The organism is Paraburkholderia silviterrae (assembly GCF_004353915.1).
Classification (GTDB): domain Bacteria; phylum Pseudomonadota; class Gammaproteobacteria; order Burkholderiales; family Burkholderiaceae; genus Paraburkholderia; species Paraburkholderia silviterrae.
The window spans coordinates 277,008-293,021 of sequence record NZ_SMRP01000008.1; the positions used below are offsets into that span (position 1 = coordinate 277,008).

Annotated in this window: 8 protein-coding genes; 5 read left to right on the forward strand and 3 right to left on the reverse strand. The window is 67.9% G+C overall.

Annotated elements, in window-relative coordinates; all coding sequences use genetic code 11:
• Nucleotides 1-4 precede the first annotated feature (4 nt).
• The gene (locus EYW47_RS18585) at nucleotides 5-4,531 is read right to left on the reverse strand and encodes a YhdP family phospholipid transporter (protein WP_133196291.1); all 4,527 of its coding nucleotides are present in this window, start codon (nucleotides 4,529-4,531) and stop codon (nucleotides 5-7) included.
• A 220-nt stretch (nucleotides 4,532-4,751) separates the two neighbouring features.
• Here EYW47_RS18585 and glnE point away from each other — a divergent pair, with 220 nt between their 5' ends.
• The 4 genes from glnE to EYW47_RS18605 all read left to right on the forward strand — a co-directional run bounded on the left by glnE (nucleotide 4,752) and on the right by EYW47_RS18605 (nucleotide 11,997).
• Nucleotides 4,752-7,574 carry a bifunctional [glutamate--ammonia ligase]-adenylyl-L-tyrosine phosphorylase/[glutamate--ammonia-ligase] adenylyltransferase gene (gene glnE, locus EYW47_RS18590; protein ID WP_133196292.1) on the forward strand — a complete coding sequence of 941 codons (2,823 nt, stop codon included), beginning with the start codon at nucleotides 4,752-4,754 and terminating at the stop codon, nucleotides 7,572-7,574.
• A gap of 516 nt (nucleotides 7,575-8,090) precedes the next feature.
• Nucleotides 8,091-8,825: a gluconate 2-dehydrogenase subunit 3 family protein gene (locus tag EYW47_RS18595; RefSeq protein ID WP_133196293.1), complete on the forward strand. Its 735-nt coding sequence runs from the start codon at nucleotides 8,091-8,093 to the stop codon at nucleotides 8,823-8,825.
• 6 nt (nucleotides 8,826-8,831) lie between these two features.
• On the forward strand, nucleotides 8,832-10,607 hold the full coding sequence (locus tag EYW47_RS18600; RefSeq protein ID WP_133196294.1) for a GMC family oxidoreductase: 1,776 nt from the start codon (nucleotides 8,832-8,834) through the stop codon (nucleotides 10,605-10,607).
• A gap of 16 nt (nucleotides 10,608-10,623) precedes the next feature.
• Nucleotides 10,624-11,997 carry a c-type cytochrome gene (locus EYW47_RS18605; protein ID WP_377785278.1) on the forward strand — a complete coding sequence of 458 codons (1,374 nt, stop codon included), beginning with the start codon at nucleotides 10,624-10,626 and terminating at the stop codon, nucleotides 11,995-11,997.
• A gap of 128 nt (nucleotides 11,998-12,125) precedes the next feature.
• Here EYW47_RS18605 and recN read toward each other — a convergent pair whose 3' ends face one another.
• The gene (gene recN / locus EYW47_RS18610; protein ID WP_133196295.1) at nucleotides 12,126-13,805 is read right to left on the reverse strand and encodes a DNA repair protein RecN; all 1,680 of its coding nucleotides are present in this window, start codon (nucleotides 13,803-13,805) and stop codon (nucleotides 12,126-12,128) included.
• 7 nt (nucleotides 13,806-13,812) lie between these two features.
• Nucleotides 13,813-14,772, reverse strand: a complete 960-nt coding sequence (locus EYW47_RS18615; protein ID WP_133196296.1) for an NAD kinase — start codon at nucleotides 14,770-14,772, stop codon at nucleotides 13,813-13,815.
• A 219-nt stretch (nucleotides 14,773-14,991) separates the two neighbouring features.
• Between EYW47_RS18615 and hrcA the strand changes: the two genes are divergently transcribed.
• A complete protein-coding gene (hrcA, locus tag EYW47_RS18620; RefSeq protein WP_133196297.1) occupies nucleotides 14,992-16,011 on the forward strand; it encodes a heat-inducible transcriptional repressor HrcA in 1,020 nt (339 codons plus the stop codon).
• The last annotated feature ends 3 nt before the right edge of the window (nucleotides 16,012-16,014 follow it).

Genomic DNA, 16,014 nt, shown 5'->3' on the forward strand with positions numbered 1-16,014 from the left:
ACTCTCAATGCGCCACCGCCGGAGCCGGCGCATTCATCTTACCCTGATCGCCGGGCAGTCGCTCGACCAGCGGTTTGGACCACGAGCCCGTGATTGCGTAGGTGCGCGCGAACGTCGTTTCGACGGTATGCAGGAGCGCGAAATCGGCGATCAGCGCGCCAAGGCCGAAGAGCGGGTTGATGATCGCCGCGGCGATCACGCCCGCGCCCGCGCTCACCGTGGGCACGACGTGCACGCGCAGGTCCTGGGTCTTGTGGGCGAGATCGATGGTGCCCGTCATCTGGGCGAGGCCGGGCGCGGTCACGATCTTGAAGTCGTCCGTGCGGCCGATGCCGTTCTGGATCTGCGCGGTGCCTGCGACGCTCGTGAAGGGCAGGCCCGTGCCGATCACGTCGCGGAAGTCCATGTCGGGAAAATGCGCGAGGCTTTGCAGGCTCAACACGCCGAGCAGCGACGCCACGCCCGGATTGACCTTGAGGATCTGGCCGTGGTGCAGGTCGAGCGCGAGGCTGCCGTCGAGCGTCGGATAGTCGAGCACCGTCGGGCCGCCGCGCCACGCGAGCTTGCCGCTGAGCGTGCCTTGCCCGCCCTTGACCACATGCAACACACCGGCGCGTTCGAGCAGCGCGCCCGCGTCCTTGATGTCGAGGTGGAAGTCGACCGCGGTGCGCCGCGGCGTCTCGCCCGTGCTGCCTGCGGTGTCGGCGGCTGGCGCCTCGTCGCCGACGGCGCGCCAGTTCTCGGTCGCGGTGAGGTGCGCGGCTGGGTTGACGATGTCGAGCGTGTCGAGCTGCCAGACCGGCACGCCGTTGTCGACGTAGTTGTGGGCGTTCATCTGCAGGCGGCCGAGGTCGTGGCCGCGCACGATGAGCTGGTTCACGACGAGGTCGATCGACGGCATGTTCTGGGCGCGCTGCGACATGGCCTGGCCGAGCAGATCGTTCTCGGTCGCGGCGGGCACGACGAGGCGCGCGAGCCGCGCCTCGAGCGTGCCGGGCGAGCCGGCCACGGGGCCCGGCTTCCACGAGACGTGGCCCGAGACCTGGTTCGACGCGACGTTGGCCTGCCACTCCTTGCCGGTGCGCGTGGCGCCCACGATCACGTTTTCCCAGTGACGCTTGAGCAGCGTCAGCGTGCCGACGTGGACCGCGAAGCGCGAGGGCACGTAGGACGCGAACGCGCCGCCGGGCACTGCCGGGTTGTTTGCGTCTGCCGTTGCCGTCGCTGGCGTTTGCGATGCGGCTTGCGCCGGAGCGGCCGTTGCCAACGTTTGCGATGCGGGTAGCGCGGCGGTCGTTGACGCTTGCGCGGCTTCAGCGGTTTCGGGCGTGGCGCTCGCCGCGTTTGCCGCTGGAGGCGTCGCTGCGTTTGCCGCTGGAGGCGTCGCTGCGCTGGCCCCCACGTTTGCCGCTGCAGGCGTCGCCGTGCTGGTCGCCGAGTTTGCCGCCGCATTCGTCGCCGGGGTTAGTGCCGCGGCAACGCTCGCCGCCGCCGTGCCGCGCAGTTCCTGCGCGACGCGCCGCCATGCGTCGGCGTCGAAGGTGGGGACATCGACCACGGCGACCACGCCTTCGGTGGGCAGATCGGCGGGCCGGTTCATGGCGATCACGCCGCGTATGACGTCCGGCACGTGGCCCGGATTGCGCCGCAGCACGTAGCGCGCCGCAAAAGGCCCGAGCGCGAGTTCGGCGTGCTCGTACTTCGAAGTATTGGTGGGGGCGGCCACCGTGCCGGCGTCGTTGCTGTCACCGGTCCCGGGTTGCAGCTCGAAGCGCAACGGCATCGCCATACCGGCGGTCTTGCCGAACGGCGCGGGCAGGTCGATGGCGAGATCGGTCAGATCCGAGTTCGCCTTCACGTCCGGCAGGTGGCCGCGCATGCCCGCCACGGAGAGCGACCAGGGCGCCGAGCCCGAGAAGCGGCCGAGCACCGCCGCCGGCGTGCCGCGCAGGTTCAGGCTGCGCGCGGTATCGGCGCCCACGGCTACGTTGCCCGCGACGTTCACGGTAAAGCGGCCGTCCTCGCTCAAGCCGCCGTTCGCGCGCACGTCGCCGCCAAGGAAGTGCCCGGTGAGCCGCTCGACCTGCGCGCTGCGGTTCGTGAAGCGCACCTTGCCGGTGAGGCTGGACAGCGGCGGCACGTTTTGCGCGCTGAGCGTGTCGTTCTCGAACCCGACTGCGCCCGCGACTTTCACCTTCGGCATCGGCTTGCGCGGAATCGTGAGCTTGAGCGCGAACGTGGCCGGCCCCTGCGCTTGCACCTTCGCGACGGCGTGCTTCGACATCGCGCCAATCGAGCTGTTGTCCGCGTAATCGAGCAGGTCGGCGAGCGGCCCGCTCCCGGCGCCTTCGATCACGAGATCGGAGCCCTTGATGCCCAGCTCGTCGATGCGGCCGCTCACGTCGCGCAGCACGAAGTTGCGGTAATGGCCGCGCGCCACGTCAAAGCGCAGCTTGTTCTCGTGGAGCTGGAACACGCCGTCGATGCCGTCGAACGCGGGCCAGACGTTCGGCGCCCCGTTGCGCAGATTGCGCGGCGGATACGGCGACGGGTCGAAGCGCCCATTCTTGAACGGCGCGACGATGCGGAACTGGCCCGCCTGCGGGTCGCGCGAGTAGGGGAATAGCGCGAGATCGCCGTGAATCTCGAGCGTCGCGCCCTTCGAGATGCCCGCCTGCAGTCCGTGGCCCAGATAGGTGCGGGTTTTCTCGGAGATGCTGGTGGGCAGGTAGCGCGGGATGGCCTTGACTTGCGCCGAATCGAACTTCGCGACGAGGTCGAGCGCGCCGCGCCCGTGTCCGGGGTTCGTGTAGTGCGCGGTCATGGTGGCGTGCGCGTCGGCGTTCTGCACGCCCAGCTTGCTCACGTCGACGGCGAACGCCTTGAGCTTGTTGCCGGGCTGGCGCTGCGCGGCGACCGTCCAGCTCATGGCGCCCCACAGGCGGTCGAACTTCAGGCGCGGATCGTCGAACACGCCGGGCAGCGTGAGGGCGGTCGCGACCGTGTCGAGGTGCAGCGAGCCGTGCGATTCGTCGGCATCGATGTGCCCCCAGAGGTTTTCGATGCCGGGCAGGCCCGCGCGCGGGTGGCCGCGCGGCGTGAGGCCGGGGCCCGGCTCCTGGGCCGCCACGCTGATGCCCTGCAGGTCGCCCTTGAAGCGATAGCGGATGATGGGCTCGACGCTCGTGGTGCGCTGCTCGACGGCGGCTTCACCCGACTCGGGCGAGGCGCGCTCCATGGCGAGCTCGTAGTTGGCGATGAGCCCTTGCGGGTTGAAGCGCACGAGCGCGTTTTGCACGCGCGCAGGCAGCGGCAGCGCGCGCATGAATTCGGCGAGGATGCCCAGATCGATGCGGTCGCCGTGCACGGCAAAGAGTTGGCCGTGCTGCAGCGACTGCTGGCGAAACCGCCCGTCCAGTGTCGTGAATGCGAGCGAGCGCGTGAGCGGCGTGCCGTCGTCGAGCGGCGGCTGGCCGAGTTCGGCACGGAAGTCGTGCATCTGCAGCGTGTAGTCGCTGGGCTCGATCCCCAGGCGCCAGCTGAACTGGGCGACCGGCAGGTCGAGGCGCGGCTGGCTCGGCTTCACGCGCAGCGCGATGTCATTGCCGCTCAGCACGCCGTCGGCCGATTTGATCCGGCCCGTCTCGAAATGCGCCCAGATCGTGTTGTCGATGCGTCCTGCATAAGTGGTGAGCGGCAAGCTGATGTAGCGCGCGAGCGTCGGCAGGTCGACGGGGCCGGTCGAGACATAGACGTCGCCGCTCCAGGTGAGCGGCTTGCCCGCTTGCGCATAGCGCGCGTGCTTGAAGTGCGCGCGGAAGTCGAGCGGCCCGTGCAGCACCGTGCCCTCGGCGGGCGCCTGGAGCGCGATGCGGTGGTCGTAGCCGTCGTTGAGGATGGCGACGCGAATGTCCGAGAGCTTGAGCTCGGGCACGTCGCGCGTGGCGTCGCTCCAGCGCAGCGTGCCGCCGCGCAGCACGATGGCCTGCTGGCGCATGAGCCAGGTCATGAAGGTCGCGTTGCCCGTGTGCGCCGTGGGCACGGGCACGCCGGCGACCGTGAGCGTGCCGTCGTCTTCGCGTGTGAGCAGCACGTCGGGGCGCTCGACCACGACGCTGGAGAGCAGCAGCTCGAAAGTGACGAGCGAGCGCCAGGAGACCGCCGCCGTGGCGTGCGGCACGTTCAGCGCGACGTTGCCGTGGCGGTCGCGGATCGTCAGCCCCGTGATGCCGATGCCGGGCTGGAAGCCCGACCAGTGCGGCGAGAGCTTGTCGATGCGGAATTCGGCGTGGATCTTGTCGGAGACGAGCTTTTCGATGCGCGGACGAAAGTCGTCCACGTGGGGCAGCACGACATAGCGCAGCCCGAGCAGCAGCACCGCGACAATGAAATAGAGGACGAGCGCGATGGCGGCCAGTACGCGAAACGTGTGGCGCAGTACCGGATGATGATGATGTGAGTCCGCGTCGGCGCTCTCCCGGCTGGCATGTCCGGTTTGATGCGGGCCGGCGGGGTCGTTACGCTCGGACATGCTGCGGCGGGTGGGGTATGGTAGCGTTGCGTTCTGACGTCGAAATGTATCACAGGGGGCCGTGGGGCCGGCCATCCGGGGAACCCGGGATGGCTTGCGGCGCGCTGATGCACGGGGTACTTCGCACGGCGGCGGGGGCGGCTGAAGCAGTTGATGCGGCTTCAAGCAACGCCCAGGCCTATCCACCCACCCCCGCTCAACGAGCCGGGCAAGATCCTACATGACTAACGTTCCCCTTCTGAGTTCCAGCTATTCGCGGTATGCGGCGCGTGCTTACGGCGCTCGCCCGGGCCTGGCTGCCCAAGTCGAGGCACTTGCCGCCTCGCCGCTCGCGCGCGCGGCGTTGTCCGCGCGGCTCGATACGCTGTGCGACGAGGCGCGCGGCGCAGCATCCACCAACCCCGGCCAGGCCGCCGCGCCGCTCACCGACGAACAGTTGAAGAAGGCGCTGCGCCAGCTGCGCGCCGAGGTGATCTGCGCGGTGATGGAGCGCGACCTTGCCGGCGTGGCCGATGTCGGCGAAGTCACCGGCGCCATGACCGATCTCGCCGAAGTGACGATCCAGCGCGCGCTCGCGGTCGTGAGCGCGGACCTCGAAACGGTCTTCGGCGAGCCGCGCGGGCCGAACGGCGAGCGCCTCACGCTCGGCGTGGTGGGCATGGGCAAGCTCGGCGGGCGCGAGCTCAACGTGTCCTCGGACATCGACCTGATCTTCGTCTACGAGGACGACGGCGAGACCACAGGCGGCCAGCGCTCGCCCATCGCCACCCAGGACTTCTTCGCGCGCGTGGGCAAGCGCTTGATCGGCGCGCTCTCCGACGTGACGGCGGACGGCTTCGTGTTTCGCGTCGACATGCGGCTGCGGCCCAATGGCGACTCGGGCACGCTCGTGTGCAGCCTCGGCATGCTCGAGGAATACTTCTACGTGCAGGGGCGCGAATGGGAGCGCTACGCGTGGATCAAGGGGCGGCTCGTCTCGGAGGAGGCGAGCGAGAGCGCGCTGCGCCTCGCCTCGCAGCTCGAAAGGCTCGTGAAGCCCTTCGTCTACCGGCGCTACCTGGACTTCGGCGTGATCAGCGCGATCCGCTCGCTGCACATGCAGATCCGCCACGAGGCCCAGCGCCGGGCCACCATGCGTCCCGATAAAGCCGACGACATCAAGCTCGGGCGCGGCGGCATCCGCGAAATCGAATTCAGCGCGCAGGTGTTCCAGCTGATTCGCGGCGGCCAGGACGCGGGTTTTCGCGTGCGCCCGACGCTCGCCGTGCTCGGCTACGCGGCGGCGCGCGGGCTGATCGCGTCCGAGGTTTGCGGCGAGCTCACGTGCGCCTACAACTTCCTGCGCGAGCTCGAGCATCGGCTGCAATACCGCGACGACGCGCAGACTCACGCGATGCCCGTCGACCCCGAAGAGCGCGCGGCGCTTGCGAAGTCGATGGGCTTTGACGACTACGCGGCGCTCATGGCGGTGCTCGACACGCACCGCGAGAACGTCGAGTGCCAGTTCGACCAGATCTTCTCCGACAAGGTGGGCGGCGAGACCGGCTGCGCCGCGCCGGAGGACGGCGCGGCGGCGTGGGTCTGGAGCGACGCGCTGACCGAAGAGGGCGCCGACGGCGCCTTGCTCGAACGGCTCGCGGACCTCGGCATCGACGACCCCGCGCCGCTGCTCGCGCGCCTGCGCGGGCTGTGGCAGTCCTCGCGCTATACGGGCCTGCCCGAGAAGAGCCGCGAGCGCTTCGACAGCGTCGCGCAGCGCGCGCTCGAAGCGGCACGCACGCTCGAGCCGCGCGAGCGGCGCGGCGACACGCTCGCGCGCATGTTCGACCTGCTCGAAGCCGTGATCCGGCGTGGCGCCTATCTCGCGCTGCTCACCGAATATCCGGATGCGCTCAACCGCGTGCTCAAGGTGCTGGGCGCGTCGCGCTGGGCGGCGGGCTATCTGATTCGCCATCCGCAACTGCTCGACGAGTTGCTCGACGACGAAGCGGTCGCCACGCCGTTCGACTGGCCGGAGTTCTCGCGCCTGTTGCGCGTGCGGCTCGCGACGGCCGCCGACGTCGAGCAGCAGATGGACCTGCTGCGCCACGCCCACCAGGCCGAGGTATTCCGCATCCTGCTCAACGATCTCGCGGGCCGGCTTTCGGTCGAGCACGTGAGCGACCGGCTCTCCGAGCTCGCGGATGCGGTGCTCGACGTGACCATCGAAACGGTGTGGAAGCAATTCGCCAAGCGTCACCGCGAGGTGCCGCGCTTCGCGGCGATCGCCTACGGCAAGCTCGGCGGCAAGGAGCTCGGCTACGCGTCGGACCTCGACCTGATCTTCCTCTACGACGACGAGGACGAGCGCGCTTCCGAGATCTACGCGACGTTTGCGCGCCGCCTCATCACGTGGCTCACGACGTCCACGGGCGCGGGCACGCTCTTCGACGTGGACTTGCGGCTGCGGCCCAACGGCGAATCGGGGCTGCTCGTCACTGATCTCGGCTCGTTCAGGCGCTACCAGCTGCGCGAGGGCGATGCCGCGAACACGGCATGGGTCTGGGAGCATCAGGCGCTCACGCGCGCGCGCTTTTCGGCGGGCGACGCGGCCATCGGCAATGCGTTCGAGGCGATTCGCGTGCAGGTGCTCACGACGCCGCGCGACGCGGCGCCGCTCGCCAAAGAGATCGTCGAGATGCGCCAGCGCGTGGAAGACGGCCACCCGAACCGCACCGAGCTCTTCGATCTGAAGCACGACCGCGGCGGCATGGTCGACATCGAATTCCTCGTGCAGTACTGGGTGCTGCTGCACGCGGCGCAGGACCCCGAGCTGATCCGTAACACGGGCAATATCGCGCTCTTGCGCGAGGTGTCGCGCTTCGGGCTGATGGGCGAGGAGGAGGCCGACACGATCGGCTCGGCGTACCGGCTCTATCGCAAGCTCCAGCACCAGTTGCGCCTCGACGGCATGGAGACGGCGCGCGTCGCTCCCGCGCGGATCGAGCGCGAGCGCGAGGCCGTGCTGGCGCTGTGGAAGCGGGTGTTCGGCGAGCGCGGTTGATACCGTGCGCGGCGCCCGTGCGTGGGCGCCGTTTTTCGCGCAGCGGGTTCGGTCCCTGTTGCGCGTGTCTTGCTTGAGGCGGGTCCGGCCGGCGCATTGCTCGTGCGCATGATGCCGCCCGCTGGTTTGCACCCACCCATTCGTTTCATATATTTAGGTATCCAATGCAATCGCATTGGGCGTGCGATTGGGATGTCTACATTTGGGGCGTCTACATTCGATTCCGATATTTAACGATTTTCCGTCGGAAAACGAGCGCTACTGTCGAGTGTTTTGTAGGCATCGGTCTGACTTGTATCAATTCATCTGAATGAAACTCCCGGTGGGCCCCTCGCAGGGCCTGGCGCATCGTTTAAGGTGCACATTCAAATTGCATATGAGCATCTTCTGACGATAGTTGCTTGCGCATCGAAATCGAGCGAGGCCGTGCAGGTGAGTGCGTCTCGCCTCGCGTCGCCCTGACGTCGCGGTGGTGGCGTCGATTTCCCCACGCCGCAGGCCCAACCGGAACAAGTCATGTCAAACAATCACGAACCGCGTCGCCGCTTCTTGCGGCAGATGCTGGCCGTCGTGCCCGCTGCCTCGGTCACGTCGGGCGCCGCACTTTCGCTTGCGGCATGCGACGGCGCCGCGCCGCCCCATGCCGCCAGCAGTGAGAGCGCGGGCAACGCCTGGCGTCCCGACTACTTCACCGCCGACGAGTGGCGCTTCCTGCAAGCCGCCGTCGATCGCCTGATTCCCGGCGATGCTTCGGGCCCCGGCGCGCTCGAGGCCGGCGTGCCGGAGTACATCGATCGCCAGATGGACACGCCTTACGGCCACGGCAAGCTCTGGTACATGCAGGGGCCGTTTCATCCGGACCTGCCAGCGGACCTGGGCTTCCAGTTGAATCTCGCCCCGCGCGATATCTATCGCCACGGCATCAAGGCCTGTGACGACCACTGCCGCCAGCGCTACGACGGCAAGCCATTCGCGCAGCTCGCACCCGACGACCAGGACGCCGTGCTCGGCCAGATGGAGCATGGAAAGATCGATTTCGATGCCGTACCCGCAGCGACGTTCTTCGCCAGTTTGCTGGGCAATACGAAGGAGGGCTTCTTTGCCGATCCGATCTACGGCGGCAACAAGGGCATGGCGGGCTGGAAAATGATCGGCTTTCCGGGCGCGCGCGCGGATTTCGCGGACTGGATCGATCAGCCCGGGGCGAAGTACCCGTATGGGCCGGTCTCGATCGACGGCAGACGGGGGTGAGGCGCGATGACCATCAAGAAGAAAAAAGTTGACTGCGTGATCGTGGGCTTTGGCTGGACCGGCGCGATTCTTGCTCAGGAACTGACCGACGCGGGCCTCGATGTCGTCGCGCTGGAGCGCGGTGCAATGCGCGACACGCCCACCGACGCCGCCTATCCGAAAGTGATCGACGAGCTCAAGTACGCCGTGCGCGGCAAGCTGTTCCAGGATCTCTCGAAGGAAACGGTCACGATACGGCACGGCGTGGACGATCTCGCCGTGCCGTATCGCCAGCATGGTTCGTTCTACCTCGGCAACGGCGTGGGTGGCGCGGGCTTTCACTGGAACGGCATGCACTATCGCGTGTTGCCCGAAGAGCTGCAGCTGCGCACGCGCTACGAGGAACGCTACGGCAAGCGCTTCATGCCTGAAGGCATGCAGGTGCAGGACTTCGGCGTCACCTATGACGAGCTCGAGCCGCACTTCGATTTCGCGGAGAAAGTGTTCGGCACGTCAGGCAAGGCCGGCAATCTGGACGGGGCGATCCAGCCGGGCGGCAACCCGCTCGAAGGCCGCCGCGCGAGCGAATATCCCACGCCCGCGCTGAAGAACGGCCTCGGCGCGACACTGTTCGAGCAAGCCGCGCGCGAGGCGGGCTTTCATCCTTATCCAGCGCCCGCCGCCAATTGCTCGCAGCCGTATACGAACCCGTATGGCGTGCGTCTCGGACCGTGCAATTTCTGCGGCTTCTGCGAGGACTTCGGCTGCTATATGTACGCGAAGGCATCGCCGCAGACCACCATCCTGCCGGTATTGCTCAAGAAGCCGAATTTCGAACTGCGAACGAATGCGTACGTGACCAAGGTGTTGCTCGATTCGGACAAGAAGCGTGCAACCGGCGTGACCTATATCGATGCCCAGGGCCGCGAAGTCGAGCAGAGTGCCGACCTCGTGATCGTCGCGGCGTTCCAGATGCACAACGTGCGTCTTTTGCTGCTCTCCGGCATCGGCAAGCCATACGACCCGAAGACCGGCGAGGGCGTCGTGGGCCGCAATTACGCGTACCAGATGAACGGCGCGGTGAACGTGCTGTTGCCCAAAGGCACGCTGCTCAATCCGTTCATTGGCACGGGCGCGGGCGGCGTCTGCCTCGACGACCTGAACGGCGATCAATTCGACCACGGCCCGCTCGGCTTCGTCGGCGGCGCGAACATTCGCCATGCCCGCTCCGGCGGGCGTCCGATCCAGCAGGCGGCGACCGTGCCCGGCACGCCCTCATGGGGCGCGAAGTGGAAGGAAGGCGTGACCGATGCCTATCAACGCTTTTTGTCGATCGGCATTTCGGGCTCGGTCATGCCGTACCGCGATGCGTATCTCGATCTCGATCCGACCTATCGCGACGCGCATGGCCTGCCGCTCTTGCGCATGACCTTCGACTGGCACGACAACGAGTACGCCATGCTTGGCTATATGGGCAACCGGATGGAAGAAGTCGCGAAGGCAATGAAGCCCGAGGCGTATTTCAAGGCGGTCCGCACGAAGGGGCAGCACTACGACACGCGCGTCTATCAATCGACGCACACGACGGGCGGGGCGGTGATGGGCGCATCGCCGCAAACGAGCGTGGTCAACAAGTACCTGCAGAGCTGGGACGTGCCCAATGTGTTCGTGATGGGCGCATCGGCCTTTCCGCAGAACATGGGCTACAACCCGACGGGCCTCGTGGCGGCGCTCGCCTGGCACTCGGCGAAAGCGATCCGCGAGCAATACCTGAAGCACCCGGCGCCGCTGGTGCAGGCTTGAGGAGCAGGCCATGACGATGAAAAGACTGACGATGGCCGTTGTCTCATCCACGCTGCTGGCGGCCGCCGCGTGGACCGTGCATGCGGCAGCCGAGGATCAGCAGGCGAGCGCGCAGCCCGATGCGCCGGTCAAGGCGCAGCCACCCGTCGCGCCGGCAACGGGGGCGCAAGCGCAACTGATCGAACAAGGCCGCTACCTCGCGACGGCCGCCGACTGCGTCGCGTGCCATACGGCCACGGGCGGCAAGCCGTATGCGGGCGGGGTGGGCATTGCCTCGCCGATCGGCACCATCTACTCGCCCAACATCACGCCCGACAAGGCGACGGGCATCGGCGGCTACAGCTTCGATGAGTTCGATCGCGCCGTGCGCCGCGGCATCGCGAAGGACGGCTCGACGCTGTATCCCGCCATGCCTTACGTCTCCTACGCGAAGATGAAGCCATCGGACGTGAAGGCGCTGTACGCGTATTTCATGCACGACGTCGAGCCGGTCGAGCAGCCTAGCAAGGCCACGGACATTCCCTGGCCGCTCTCCATGCGCTGGCCGCTGCGCTTCTGGCGCATGGCGTTCGCGCCCAACGCCGTGAAGGAAGGCGCGCCCCCCGCCACGGGCGCAACGCTTGCGCGCGGCCGCTATCTGGTGGAAGGGGCCGCGCACTGCGGCACGTGCCACACGCCGCGTGGCTTGGGGCTGCAGGAGAAGGCGCTGACCGATCACGACCGGGTCTTCCTCTCGGGCGGCGTGGTCGATGGCTACGTCGCGAAGAACCTGCGCGGCGACCGCAAGGACGGGCTCGGCGAATGGACGCCGCAGCAGATCGTCGCGTTCCTCAAGAGCGGGCGCAATGCGCATGCGGCGGCGTTTGGCGGCATGGCGGAGGTCGTCCAGCGCAGCACGCAGAACATGAGCGACGCGGATCTCGAGGCGATTGCAGCTTATCTCAAGACGCTTTCGCCCGCCGATCCGGACGAGTCGGCACTGGCGGCGGACGCCACGGCCACGGAGAAGCTGCGCGCAGGCACGGACCGCAGCAATGGCGCGCTGACCTTCGTGGACAACTGCGCGGCTTGCCACCGCACGAGCGGCAGCGGCTACGAGAGCACGTTCCCGACGCTCGCGCTCAGCTCGGTGGTCAACAGCGACGATCCGACCTCGCTGATCCACATCGTGCTCAAGGGTGGCCAGATGCCGTGGACGAAGGCAGCGCCGACGCATTACGGCATGCCCGGCTTCGCAACGCGCCTCACGGACCGCGATATCGCCGATGTGCTGACTTTCGTGCGTTCGAGCTGGGGCAATCGCGCGCCGGCGGTGAGCGCCGACGAAGTGGCCAAGGTGCGCAAGGCAGTGCGCGCGGCACCGCAGCCGGTGCGGCCGGAAAACAGCTAGGGAGGGATGCTCGCGGGCGCGGCGATTGCCGCCACGCCCGCGGGGGGGCCGTGCGCTTGCGCCTGGAGAGGCGGGTATTCGGGCGTATACCCGGGCCGGTGCACGTCGCGCCGGCCCTTTGGGTGACCTCAAGCCGCCAGCATCTCCTTCGCGTGCCGGCGCGTAGTGGCGGTGATCTCCAGCCCGCCGAGCATGCGCGCGACTTCCTCCACGCGACCTGACTTGTCGAGCGGCGTGACGACGGAGACGGTGCCGCCGTTGCCGTCGCCGGACTTCGAGACCTGGAAGTGGTGATCGCCACGCGCGGCAACCTGCGGCAGGTGCGTGACGCACAGCACTTGGCGCTCGTGGCCGAGCTGATGCAGCAGCCGCCCGACCACTTCCGCGACACCGCCGCCGATGCCGGTGTCCACTTCGTCGAAGATCAGCGTGGGCGTGGGGCTCGCGGCGCTCGCGATCACGGCGAGCGCGAGGCTGATGCGCGCGAGCTCGCCGCCCGACGCGATCTTCGCGAGCGGGCGCGGCGGCACGCCCGCGTGGCCCGCCACGCGAAATTCGATTTGCTCGAGACCGTGCGCGCCGCCGATCGGCTCGCCGTTCGCGCTGCTGCCGAGCGGCACCAGCGCGACCTCGAAGCTGCCGCCCGCCATCGACAGTTCCTGCATCCCTTGCGTGACCGCTGCGCCAAGCGTCTTGGCGGCCTTGCCGCGCGCCTTCGAAAGCTGGCGGGCCTCGGCGAGATACGCTTCGTGCGCCTTGTCGGCGGCGGCACGCAGCACGTCGAGATCGGAGGCGGCGTCGAGCGCGGCGAGCTGAGCGCGCCGCGCCGCGTGTTCTTCGGGTAGCGATTCCGCGTGCAGGCGGAATTTGCGCGCCGCGGAATGCAGCGCATCGAGCCGGTGTTCGACCTGCGCGAGCCGTTGAGGATCGAGATCGAGCCGCTGCGCATAGTGCGAGAGCGAGTACGCCGCTTCCTGCAACTGGATCGCGGCGGGCTCGAGCGCGGCGAGCGCATCGCCTAGCGCAGGATCGACTTCGGCGAGATCGCGCAGCTTCGAGAGAATCGAGTTCAGATGCGAGATCATCGCCTCGTCGGATTCCGAGAGCGCTGCGAGCGCGCCCTGCACGCCTTCGATCAGATTCGCCGAATTCGAGAGCCGCACGTGTTCGGCATTCACTTCTTCCCACTCGCCCGGTTGCGGCGCGAGCTTGTCGAGCTCGGCGAGCTGCCAGGCGAGGCGCTCGCGCTCGAGCTGCAGTTCGCGGTCGCGCGACATCGCGGTTTGCACGGCGAGCCGCGCGTCGCGGGCGGTGCGCCACGTGCGCGTGACGGCGGCGGCCATCTCTATCAGGCCCGCGTGCGTGTCGAACAGCTCGCGCTGCGCGTCGGGGCGCATGAGCAACTGATGCGCGTGCTGGCCGTGAATGTCGACGAGCCGCTCGCCCACGTCGCGCATCTGTGCGAGCGTGGCCGGCGTGCCGTTGATGAACGCGCGCGAGCGCCCGCCGCTATCGACCACGCGGCGCAGCATCACGGTGTCTTCGCCGTCGGGCGTGGCGAGCGCCTGCTCCTCGAGCCAAAGGGCGACGTGCGGCGGGGCGTCGAACTCGGCGGTGATGTCGGCGCGAGTCTCGCCCGTGCGCACCACGCCAGCGTCGGCGCGCGCGCCGAGCGTGAGGGCGAGGGCATCGATGAGGATCGACTTGCCTGCGCCGGTTTCGCCGGAGAAGACGGAAAAGCCTTGGTCGAATTCAAGGTCGAGCGCGGCGACGATCACGAAGTCGCGGATCGAAAGGTGGCGGAGCATGGCGGCCTCAGTCTTCCGGGTCGTCTTGTAGCGAGGGATGTTCGTTCCAGTGCAGCTTCTGGCGCAGGGTCCGGAAATAGCTGTAGCCGACCGGGTGCAGGAAAGGCACGGTATGGCGCGAGCGGCGGACGTCGATCACGTCATTGAGTTCGAGCGCCGTGAACGACTGCATGTCGAAATTCACGTTCACATCGCGGCCGGCGACGACCTGGATGCTGACCTTGCAGTCGTCGGGCAGCACGATCGGGCGATTCGAGAGCGCGTGCGGCGCGATCGGCACGAGCACGATGCCCTGCAGCTGCGGATGCAGGAGCGGCCCTTGCGACGAGAGCGAGTAGGCGGTCGAGCCCGTGGGCGTGGCGACGATCAGGCCGTCCGAGCGCTGGTTGTACATGAAGCGGCCGTCCACGTGCACGCGCAGCTCCGCCATGCCCGAGAAACCACTGCGGTTCACCACGACGTCATTGAACGCTAGCGCGTGGTAGATCGGGTCGCCGTCGCGCGTGATGCGCGACTCGAGCAGCGAGCGCTCCTCGCGCTCGAAGCTGCCCGCGAGCAGTTGCGGCACGACTTCCTGCATGTCGGCGAACGGGATGTCGGTGATGAAGCCCAGACGCCCGTGGTTGATGCCGATGAGCGGGGTGCGGTATGGCGCGAGCTGGCGCCCGATGCCGAGCATCGTGCCGTCGCCGCCGAGCACCACGGCCACGTCCGCGCGCGCGCCGATTTCGGCGATCTGCAGCGCCGGGTAGCCGGCGGCGCCGATCTCCTGGGCGGTCTGCGCTTCGAACACGACGTCGAAGCCGCGCTGTGAAATATTCTGCGCGAGCGCCATCAGCGGCTCGCCGATGCCTGGCGTGTTGCTGCGCCCGACGAGCGCAACAGTCTTGAACTGGCTCTGGATCTTCTGGATCTGCATGCCGGCATTACACCATAGTCGGGTCTCGAAAAGAACCTGGCGCCCCATGCCCACAGGGCGCGGGCAAGCGCTGCGCCCCTTTTTTGCAGGCGGGCATGACATGATGATGGCGCACCGATGACAACGGCGCGAATGCGGCCGCTTTTCCGGGGCGCCCGTGCCGCCCCGGTAACCGCTGCCCGCCCGCGCTCGCCCGCGCTCGCCGGCCGCCCGCGCGCTCGCGGGCGGACTCGCCGCCAACCCGGCATTAGGCTAAAATTTTCAGTCATGCTAGATCCCCGCGCACAAACCCTCCTCAAAACGCTGATCGAGCGCTACATCGCCGAAGGTCAGCCGGTCGGCTCGCGCACGCTGTCGCGCTTTTCCGGCCTGGAACTGAGTCCGGCGACCATCCGCAACGTGATGTCCGACCTCGAGGAGCTGGGGCTCGTGTCCAGCCCGCACACCTCGGCGGGGCGTGTGCCCACGCCGCGCGGCTACCGCCTGTTCGTCGACACCATGCTCACGGCCGAACCCGCGGCCGACGAGGACGCGGTCACGCGCGCGGTCAAGACCACGCTGCGCCCCGGCGAGCCGCAGAAGGTGGTGGCGGCGGCGGCCAGCGTGCTCTCGAACCTCTCGCAGTTCGCGGGCGTGGTGCTCACGCCGCGGCGCAGCCACGTGTTCAAGCAAGTCGAGTTCATGCGCCTTTCGGACAAGCGCATCCTGCTCATCATCGTGACGCCCGAAGGCGACGTGCAGAACCGCATCATGGCGACGCAGCGCGACTTCACGCCTTCCGAGCTCATCGAAGCCTCCAATTACATCAATGCGCACTTCGCCGGCCTCTCGTTCGACGAGGTGCGCCGCCGCCTGCGCGAAGAAATCGACGCGCTGCGCGGCGACATGACCACGCTCATGCACGCCGCCGTGACCGCGAGCACCGACGAGACCGACACAGGCGAGACCGTGCTCATTTCCGGCGAGCGCAACCTGCTCGAAGTGGCCGATCTTTCGTCGGACATGGCGCGCCTGCGCAAGCTCTTCGACGTGTTCGACCAGAAAACGAGCCTCCTGCAGCTGCTCGACGTGTCGAGCCACGCCCAGGGCGTGCAGATCTTCATTGGGGGCGAGTCGAACCTCGTACCGATCGAGGAAATGAGCGTGGTGACCGCGCCCTACGAAGTGAACGGCAAGATCGTCGGCACGCTCGGCGTGATCGGCCCGACGCGCATGGCCTACAACCGCGTGATTCCGATCGTGGACATCACCGCGCGCTTGCTCTCCCTCGCGCTCAGTCAGAACTGAGTT

Coding starts and splice junctions, on each gene's coding strand:
- recN (WP_133196295.1), bottom strand. CDS start 13,805: ATGCTCCGCCACCTTTCGATCCGCGACTTCGTGATCGTCGCCGCGCTC.
- EYW47_RS18615 (WP_133196296.1), bottom strand. CDS start 14,772: ATGGGGCGCCAGGTTCTTTTCGAGACCCGACTATGGTGTAATGCCGGC.
- EYW47_RS18605 (WP_377785278.1), top strand. CDS start 10,624: ATGAAAAGACTGACGATGGCCGTTGTCTCATCCACGCTGCTGGCGGCC.
- EYW47_RS18595 (WP_133196293.1), top strand. CDS start 8,091: ATGTCAAACAATCACGAACCGCGTCGCCGCTTCTTGCGGCAGATGCTG.
- hrcA (WP_133196297.1), top strand. CDS start 14,992: ATGCTAGATCCCCGCGCACAAACCCTCCTCAAAACGCTGATCGAGCGC.
- EYW47_RS18600 (WP_133196294.1), top strand. CDS start 8,832: ATGACCATCAAGAAGAAAAAAGTTGACTGCGTGATCGTGGGCTTTGGC.
- EYW47_RS18585 (WP_133196291.1), bottom strand. CDS start 4,531: ATGTCCGAGCGTAACGACCCCGCCGGCCCGCATCAAACCGGACATGCC.
- glnE (WP_133196292.1), top strand. CDS start 4,752: ATGACTAACGTTCCCCTTCTGAGTTCCAGCTATTCGCGGTATGCGGCG.